Below are 8239 nucleotides of genomic sequence, written 5' to 3' on the forward strand. Positions count from 1 at the left end.
GTCACGCAGTTAAGACCAGCATTATCCCCAAGGGCAGGGGCGCGCCACATCGGTACAGTTGCCGTGCTTGTGTAAGAAGTAACTTACAGGGAACGCCCCGGCGCGTCGTAGAGGAGGGAGGCGCCGCGCAGGGCGCTGCGCAGGGCGCGGACGAGTTCGAGGCGCCCCGAGGGTGTCAGAAAACGCCCAATCTCGACGCGCACGCCGCGCGCCTCGATCACCACCAGGGTGCGGATGCCGGCGTCCGCCAAGTCGACCCGGGCATGGCCGGGATCGAGCCTGACCCGCGAGCGGCGCGCGCCATCCGCGGTTTCGACCAGCAGCCCGCCGCCGTCCAGCAGGACGCGTTCGTGGTCGAGCGCGTGGCGGCAGTAGTGCAGCAGGGCGGCGCCCACCGCCGCGGTTTCGAGCAGGGCGAAGGCGAGCACCATCCAGGCGCCGCGCAGGGTGAACACGAGGGCGACGCCCAGGGTGGCCGCGCACAGCAGGGCATACACCAGCAGCGCCTGGCGCGGCGTCATCGAGCAGTTGCGCTTCATCAGCCATTCGGCCGGCTGGTCGTCCATGGTCGTCACGGCGGGCTGTCAATACGGGTGTGTACCAGTTTGCCACAGCCCGGAAAAAGGCAACGCCCGGGCGGGCCGGACCGGGCGCATATCTGTTACCATATCGGCCCCCAACACGTCCCCTCCTACGAAAAGCTTCCTATGGCGCTCGCATGCGGCCTTGATTTCGGCACCTCCAATTCCACCGTCGGCTGGCTGCCCGGCGGCAGCTTCCAACCCGGCGCCAGTGCCTTGCTGTCCCTGGAAGACGGCAAGGCGACCCTGCCTTCGGTCGTGTTCTTCAATGCCGACGACGAACAGGTGAGCTATGGCCGCGCCGCGCTGGCCGACTACCTGGAGGGCTACGAGGGCCGCCTGATGCGCTCCCTGAAAAGCCTGCTCGGCACCAGCCTGATCGACGGCCAGACCGAGGTGGCGGGACGGGCCCTGCCGTTCAAGGCCCTGCTGGGCCAGTTCATCGGCGAGGTCAAGCGCCGCGCCGAACGCCAGGCCGGCCGCGAATTCGGCAGCGCGGTGTTCGGGCGCCCGGTGTTCTTCATCGACGACGACGGCGAAGCCGACCGCCGCGCCCAGGACACCCTGGAAGAGGTGGCCAGGTCCTGCGGCTTCCGCGAGATCGCTTTCCAGTACGAACCGATCGCCGCCGCCTTCGATTACGAATCCGGCATCGACCGCGAGGAACTGGTCCTGATCGCCGACATCGGCGGCGGTACCTCGGACTTCTCGCTGGTGCGCCTGGGCCCCGAGCGCAGCAAGCGCCCCGAGCGGCGCGACGACATCCTGGCCAACGGCGGCGTGCACATCGGCGGCACCGATTTCGACAAGTACCTGAGCCTGGCGAGCGTGATGCCGCTGCTCGGCTACGGCACCAGCATGCTGTCCGGCGCCGCCATCCCCTCGAGCTACTACTTCAACCTGGCCACCTGGCATACCATCAACCAGGCCTATACGCGCAAGAGCATCGCCCAGCTGGCCGACCTGGTGCGCGACGCCGCCGAGCCCGCCAGGCTGGTGCGCCTGCAGAAGCTGATCGACGAGCGCGCCGGCCACTGGCTGGCGATCCAGGTCGAGGCGGCCAAGATCGCCCTGTCCGCCAGCCCGAGCGTGACGATGGAACTCGACCGGCTGGCCCCGCCCGAATCGCTGGAGGTGACCCGCGCCGGCTTCGAAGCCGCCATCGCGGGCCTGGTCGACGACGTCGGCGCCACCGTGACGCGCCTGTTCTCGGAGGCGGGCGTGGAAGCGGATGCGGTGGACACTGTGTTCTTCACCGGCGGCTCGAGCGGCGTGTCGCTGCTGCGCGAACGCATCGCGGCCCTGGTGCCGCGCGCGCGCAAGGTCGAGGGCGACCTGTTCGGCAGCATCGGCGCCGGGCTGGCCCTCGACGCGCTGCGCAAATTCGGTTAATTCATCAAGGACGAACCATGAGTGTGTTTGAACGCCCGATCGTGATGCTCGACTTCGAGACCACCGGCCTCTCGCCCGATATGGGGGACCGCATCACCGAAGTGGCGGCGCTGCGCATCGTCGGCGGCGAGATCCGCGAACGCTACGTCTCGCTGGTGAACTGCGGCGTGCGCATCCCGTCCTTCATCACCCAGCTGACCGGCATCACCCAGGAGATGGTCGATACGGCCCCGCCGAGCCAGAGGGTGGTGGCCGAGCTGCTCGATTTCATCGGCGGCGACATGCTGTCGGCCCACAATGCCAGCTTCGACGAGAAATTCCTGAAGGCCGAAGGCTGGCGCATCGGCCGCCCGACCGGGCACTGCGGCCTGGTCTGCTCGCTGAAGCTGGCGCGCCGCCTGTTCCCGGGCCTGCCCAGCTACAAGCTGGGCAACCTGTCGAGCCGCCTCGGCATCCAGTTCCGCGGCGCCGCCCACCGGGCCGAGGCCGACGCCGAAGTCGCCGCCCACGTGCTGCTGCATGCGGCGCGCCAGCTCGGCAGCAGCCACGGCCTGGAACAGGTCGCCCCCGACCTGCTGGTGTCGGTGAACAAGCTGGCTGCGGCCAAGGTGCCGGTCTTCCTCGACAAATATGCCAGCCTGGAGCGCGAGCGCCGCGCCGTGCCCCGTATCCCGTCCTGATACCACGGCTTTGGACTCAGCGCATGGCCGCGAGTGTCCGGACACGGCGTTTGCCCATCGAATAGCACGACGCTTCTGTTTCAAATCGAATACCCGAGAACACCTCTGCCGGTAGCGCGAACGCCCTGGCGCTCCGCGGGCGAGGAGGAGTCAACTTCTTTCGTTATCCGGACCAACCGGGCCCCTAGCCTTACCCGCCATGGGTTGTTAGTAGTCGCGGGCAGCCGGCGTGCAGCCGAGCCTATGCCCTCTATGCCGGCCGGGTCGCTGATTGCGCAGCGCGACCCTTCCCGCTTACTGCCCCCAAGTTCGGTGCACGCCTCGCAGAGTGTGAGCAGCCCATGTCGCTACATCCCCTTGACCACCAAGCGGTCGGGCAAGGGCAGTGTTGTGCGGTAATAATTGGCAAACATAATGTGCCTGGGGCGGCGCACAAATCGATTACGGTGAGTCTGTGGCATATGATGGCAACATCCTAAACCCTGGCCTCGGTCTTTTTGATTGGTAAATTATGAAGAATATTTTCATCTCAACGTTCTTGTTTTCCATGGCTTCGCTTGCTTTAGCTGGCCAACAGCTTAGTGGGCCAGGGCAGCTTAACGCGCCTGACAAGAACCCCAAACCTGAGTTAAAGCCTACTCATGAGGGCCCACGTGTAGATCGGATCCTGAAGTCATCTGAGCTTGACCCCGAGCGGCGTAAAATGCTTTGGCAAGACAAGACTTTAGATAATGAAGGCTATTTTAGAGTTAAAAGCTCAGTTGAGTACATGAACTTGCCAACTGCTTTTACCAAGCATCCGACATTCGCAAAAGCTCATAGCGACGGCAAATCACTGGTCGCACGTGGGGACCTCGAGCCAGTTGGAAAAATCGATGAAGATGAATATCGGTCCACCTGGACATTTAAGCAAGGAAATACCGATGTCGGATTCACGGTGTGGAATTACAAAGCCGCAGGAGAAACTTACAGCGTTCCGGAAGAATTTTTAAATCAAAAAGTTGCGGGAGTTCCGGCCGTTCTCAGTCTTTCATATGCCGAAAAGACTGATAAGGCACTCTGGAAGCTAACGTGGTGGAAAAATGGTGTGTCATATGAGCTTTATGCTAGCGATACACTTGATCGCAACGGAGATCCGCAAAAAAAACCGCAGCATATTTTGCAGCTCGCTGATCTGGCGCTCAAACGTATTAATAAGTAGTATTCAATGGAGTGTTTATCATTACTAGACACGCCTGGATATAAATGATTGCCGCTCAGTTAACCAATTTACCTCTCCAGCTGTTAAACAGGTGGAGAGGTTTTTAAAAGCTGACTCAAGAATGTATTATTGGAATTTGATGGCGCCATTTTCACGCTGGACAATCAAAGTTTGCTCGACTTTGTTTGGCAACGCTGCATAACAGATGGTTATAGTATGGCAATCGAACAGGGCGGGCAGTATTTTCACCGTGCCGCACCGTTTGCCCGACCGTCGTAAATCCGTCCATTCCATAACGAACGGCACATCAGGCAGTAGTGTCGGAGAAAGTGGGCTGTACTTGGCGTGCGCAACAGCATGCCGGGTCATCAGAATGTTCTGTGCCATCAACTGCTTGACCGTCGGTGCGTCGCGTCCCCACGATTGTGCGGACGCAAACCACGGGCGGGGCGTACTCCTTAAAATTTTAACAACGGCGGAAGCTAAGTTTTTTCCGCCTATGTCGAATGACGGCGAGGGCCGCAAGGGGGTAGGATGAATCGCCAGAACGCCGCCCGCGAGGGACACGAAGTCTTCCAGTGGTTCCTGCCCGCCGCCGAGCGCGGCGATCCCTACGCACAATTCAACCTCGGCCTGCTGTACAAGCACGGCGAGGCCGTCGGGCGCGACGACGTGCGCGCCCTCGAATGGATGCAGCGCGCGGCCCGGCAGGGCCTGGCGGCCGCCCAGAACCATCTCGGCGCCATGTACTGCAACGGCCGCGGCGCCCCGCGCAGCGACGACCTGGCCGCGCGCTGGTTCGGCCGCGCCGCCGCCCAGGGCGATCCCGCCGCCCAGCAGAACTTGGGCCAGCTCTATCGCAAGGGGCGCGGCGTGCCGCAGTCGCACGAAGTCGCCTTCGGCTGGTTCTACCGCGCCGCCGAGCAGGGCCTGGCCAGCGCCCAGAACCTGCTCGGCGAATGCTATCTGCAGGGTCTGGGCGCGCCGGTGAGCCACCCGCTCGCCATGGCCTGGTTCCGCAAGGCCGCGCGCCAGGGCCACGGTCCCGCCCAGCTCAACCTCGCCCTGATGTACCGCCGCGGCGACGGCGTCGAGGCCGACAACGCCCAGGCGGTCTGCTGGTTCCGCGAGGCTGCCGCCCAGGGCATCCCGGCGGCGCAGCGCTTCCTCGGCCAGGCGTATGCCAACGGCCAGGGCGTCCCCACCGATCCCGCCCGCGCCATCGCCTGGCTCGAGCGCGCCGCCATGCAGCACGATACCGAAGCCCAGTATGCCCTCGGCACCCTGCTGGCGGCCGGGCACGGTTCCGGCGACGACGAGCGCGCGCTCGCGTGGTTCCTGCGCGCGGCGGCGCGCGGGCATGCCCAGGCCCAGTACTGCGCCGGCGTCATGTACAACACCGGTCGCGGGGTGGGAGGTGAATCGGGGCGCGACCCGGCGCGCGCACTGGACTGCTACCTGCGCGCGGCCGAGCAGGGCGCCGCCAATGCCCAGTTCAGCCTCGGGGTCATGTATGCCAGGGGCGAGGGCGTGCCGCGCGACGAGGCCCGCGCCGCCGACTGGTACCGGCGCGCCGCCCAGCAGGGCGACGCCAGCGCCCAGAACAATCTCGGCGTCCTGTACGCCAACGGCCAGGGCGTGCCGCACGACGACACCCTCGCCACCTACTGGTACCGGCAGGCGGCCGAGCAGGGCCATGCGCTGGCCCAGTACAACCTGGGCGGCATGGTCAACAGCGGGCGCGGGGTCGAGCGCGACCCGCTGCGCGCCTATATGTGGATGCTGCTCGCGGCCGGCGCAGGCCAGGAAGGGCGGCGCCCGCGCGGCGGCGTCGCCGGGCGGCTGGGTGCGAGCGGCGGGCCGTGGGCGCGTGCGCTGGCCAGCCGCGTGCGCGCTGCCCGGCGCCAGCAGCAGGGGCAGGGCTGGCATCCATGACCTGTCGGTATTGACAGGGCCGGGCGCGTATGCGAGCTCGTCAATTCGCGCTATGATGGTCGTCGGCGCAAGCCCACCCCATGACGCATTTCTGAACAACTCGCGAGAACGACAATGACCCTGAGACACGCGACGCTCGTCGTCCTGCTGGCCGCGGCCTTCGGCGCCAACACCGCGCTGGCACAAAGCTGCCCTGCAACCGCCCCTTCGCTGGCCTACCCGTTATCGAAGAAGGTGGACCACACCGACAACTACCACGGCACCACCGTCGCCGACCCCTACCGCTGGCTCGAGGACGCGAACAGCGCCGAGACCAAGGAATGGGTGACGGCCCAGAACAAGGTGACCCAGGCCTACCTGGCGCAGATCCCGCAGCGCGCGGCGATCCGCGAGCGCCTGACCCAGCTGTGGAACTACGAGCGCTACAGCGTGCCTGGCAAGGAAGGCGGCCGCTACTTCTACAACCGCAACGACGGCCTGCAGAACCAGTCGGTCCTGTACACCCTGAAGAACCTGGGCGACAGCCCGCGCGTCCTGCTCGATCCGAACACCATGTCCAGCGACGGCACCGTCGCCCTGGCCGGCGCCGAAGTCAGCCCGGACGGCAAGCTGCTGGCCTACAGCACCGCCGCCTCGGGTTCGGACTGGAACGAGATCCGCGTGCGCGACATCGAGACCGGCAAGGACCTGGACGACCACGTCAAGTTCGTCAAGTTCTCCAACACCGCCTGGACCAAGGATGGCAAGGGCTTCTTCTACAGCCGCTACGACGAGCCCAAGGAAGCGACCAAGCTGGCCGACGTGAATTACTTCCAGAAGCTGTACTACCACCGCATCGGTACCCCGCAAAGCGCCGACACCCTGGTGTACGACCGTCCCGACCAGAAGGAATGGGGCTTCGGCGGCAGCACCACCGACGACGGCCGCTACCTGGTCATCACCACCACCAAGGGCACCGCGCCGAAGTACCGCGTGTCGTACAAGGACCTGTCCAAGCCCGATTCGAAGGTCGTCGACCTGGTCGACAACTTCGACGCCGGCTACAGCTTCATCGACAACATCGGCAGCGTCTTCTACTTCAGCACCGACCGCAATGCCCCGCGCAAGCGCATCATCGCGATCGACGTGAACAAGCCGGCGGAGAGCAACTGGAAAGAGATCGTTGCCGAGAGCAAGGATACCCTGGCCGGCGCCGATATCATCAACAACCAGCTGGTGCTCGAGTACCTGAAGGATGCGCGCAGCGTCGTGCGCGTGCACGACCTCAAGGGCAAGCTGGTACGCGAAGTCAAGCTGCCGGGCATCGGCACCGTGGGCGGCCTGTCGGGCAAGCGCGACGAGACCGAGACCTTCTACTCCTTCGCCGGCTTTACCACCCCGACCACGATCTACCGCCTGAACCTCAAGACCGGCCAGAGCACCGTGTTCCGCCAGCCGAAGGTCGACTTCAACCCGCTTGAGTACGAGACCCGCCAGCAGTTCTTCACCTCGAAGGACGGCACCAGGGTCCCGATGTTCATCGTGTCGAAGAAGGGCCTCAAGCTGGACGGCTCGAACCCGACCTACCTGTATGGCTACGGCGGCTTCAACATCTCGATGACCCCGGGCTTCTCGCCGGCCAACCTGGCCTGGATGGAGATGGGCGGCGTCTATGTGGTGGCCAACCTGCGCGGCGGCGGCGAATATGGCGAAGCCTGGCACCAGGCCGGCACCAAGCTGCAGAAGCAGAACGTGTTCGACGACTTCATCGGCGCGGCCGAATGGCTGGTCGCCAACAAGGTGACTTCCCCGAGCAAGCTGGCGATCGGCGGCGGTTCCAACGGCGGCCTGCTGGTGGGTGCGGCCATGACCCAGCGTCCGGAACTGTTCGGCGCTGCGATTCCGGCCGTGGGCGTGATGGACATGCTGCGCTTCCACAAGTTCACCATCGGCTGGGCCTGGACCTCGGACTACGGCTCGTCGGAGAACCCGGAAGAGTTCAAGGCCCTGGTCAAGTACTCGCCGCTGCATAACCTGAAGCCGGGCACCTGCTATCCGGCCACCATGGTGACCACGGCCGATCACGACGACCGCGTGGTGCCGGCGCACAGCTTCAAGTACGCCGCCGCGGCCCAGGCCGCCCAGGCGGGCGCGGCGCCGGTCCTGATCCGCATCGAGACCAAGGCCGGCCACGGCGCGGGCAAGCCGACCACCAAGCAGATCGAGGAAGTTGCGGACCGCTGGGGCTTCCTGTCTCGCGAGCTGAAGATGGGCGACGCGACGCAGGCGGTGGGCGGCAGCAAGTAAGCGGCAGGCTGACTACAATGACAACGGCCACCCAGGGGTGGCCGTTGTTTTGTGCGCCCAGCATGGGCGCACTCTTGCGGGTGCAAGTCCCGCCGCGAGCTGACCACAGTGAGCGAAGTGAAGCGCAACTGCGTGAGGGCGACCGAGCGTGGGGAGGAAGCGTG

At 65.0% G+C, this 8239-nt stretch carries 7 protein-coding genes; 5 read left to right on the plus strand and 2 right to left on the minus strand.

Features of this window, described 5'->3' with window-relative positions; translation table 11 throughout:
* Window positions 1-83: 83 nt before the first annotated feature.
* A complete protein-coding gene (locus AC56LK_RS22885) occupies window positions 84-566 on the minus strand; it encodes a DUF2244 domain-containing protein (RefSeq protein ID WP_497186772.1) in 483 nt (160 codons plus the stop codon).
* Between the two features lie 141 nt (window positions 567-707).
* Between AC56LK_RS22885 and AC56LK_RS22890 the strand changes: the two genes are divergently transcribed.
* From AC56LK_RS22890 to AC56LK_RS22900, 3 genes are all read left to right on the plus strand, one after another.
* Window positions 708-1973, plus strand: coding sequence for an Hsp70 family protein (locus AC56LK_RS22890; RefSeq protein WP_497186766.1), 1266 nt, complete (start codon window positions 708-710; stop codon window positions 1971-1973).
* A 17-nt stretch (window positions 1974-1990) separates the two neighbouring features.
* Entirely contained in the window at window positions 1991-2653 is a 663-nt protein-coding gene (locus AC56LK_RS22895; protein ID WP_497186767.1) for a 3'-5' exonuclease, read from the plus strand.
* A gap of 511 nt (window positions 2654-3164) precedes the next feature.
* Entirely contained in the window at window positions 3165-3854 is a 690-nt protein-coding gene (locus tag AC56LK_RS22900; RefSeq protein WP_497186768.1) for a hypothetical protein, read from the plus strand.
* 126 nt (window positions 3855-3980) lie between these two features.
* On the opposite strand, the gene AC56LK_RS22905 is transcribed toward AC56LK_RS22900, so the two are convergent.
* Window positions 3981-4241: a hypothetical protein gene (locus AC56LK_RS22905; RefSeq protein ID WP_497186769.1), complete on the minus strand. Its 261-nt coding sequence runs from the start codon at window positions 4239-4241 to the stop codon at window positions 3981-3983.
* Window positions 4242-4388: 147 nt separating this feature from the next.
* On the opposite strand from AC56LK_RS22905, the gene AC56LK_RS22910 reads away from it, so the two are divergent.
* Both AC56LK_RS22910 and AC56LK_RS22915 read left to right on the plus strand, forming a co-directional pair.
* Window positions 4389-5789, plus strand: a complete 1401-nt coding sequence (locus AC56LK_RS22910) for a tetratricopeptide repeat protein (RefSeq protein WP_497186770.1) — start codon at window positions 4389-4391, stop codon at window positions 5787-5789.
* A 114-nt stretch (window positions 5790-5903) separates the two neighbouring features.
* A complete protein-coding gene (locus tag AC56LK_RS22915; RefSeq protein WP_497186771.1) occupies window positions 5904-8075 on the plus strand; it encodes a prolyl oligopeptidase family serine peptidase in 2172 nt (723 codons plus the stop codon).
* Window positions 8076-8239 lie beyond the last annotated feature (164 nt).

This window comes from Telluria sp. ZB4P36 (genome assembly GCF_059685865.1).

What these genes read in the sequence shown, in the direction of transcription:
- AC56LK_RS22885 (WP_497186772.1), bottom strand. Translation starts at nt 566, where the DNA reads ATGGACGACCAGCCGGCCGAATGGCTGATGAAGCGCAACTGCTCGATG.
- AC56LK_RS22890 (WP_497186766.1), top strand. Translation starts at nt 708, where the DNA reads ATGGCGCTCGCATGCGGCCTTGATTTCGGCACCTCCAATTCCACCGTC.
- AC56LK_RS22895 (WP_497186767.1), top strand. Translation starts at nt 1,991, where the DNA reads ATGAGTGTGTTTGAACGCCCGATCGTGATGCTCGACTTCGAGACCACC.
- AC56LK_RS22900 (WP_497186768.1), top strand. Translation starts at nt 3,165, where the DNA reads ATGAAGAATATTTTCATCTCAACGTTCTTGTTTTCCATGGCTTCGCTT.
- AC56LK_RS22905 (WP_497186769.1), bottom strand. Translation starts at nt 4,241, where the DNA reads ATGGCACAGAACATTCTGATGACCCGGCATGCTGTTGCGCACGCCAAG.
- AC56LK_RS22910 (WP_497186770.1), top strand. Translation starts at nt 4,389, where the DNA reads ATGAATCGCCAGAACGCCGCCCGCGAGGGACACGAAGTCTTCCAGTGG.
- AC56LK_RS22915 (WP_497186771.1), top strand. Translation starts at nt 5,904, where the DNA reads ATGACCCTGAGACACGCGACGCTCGTCGTCCTGCTGGCCGCGGCCTTC.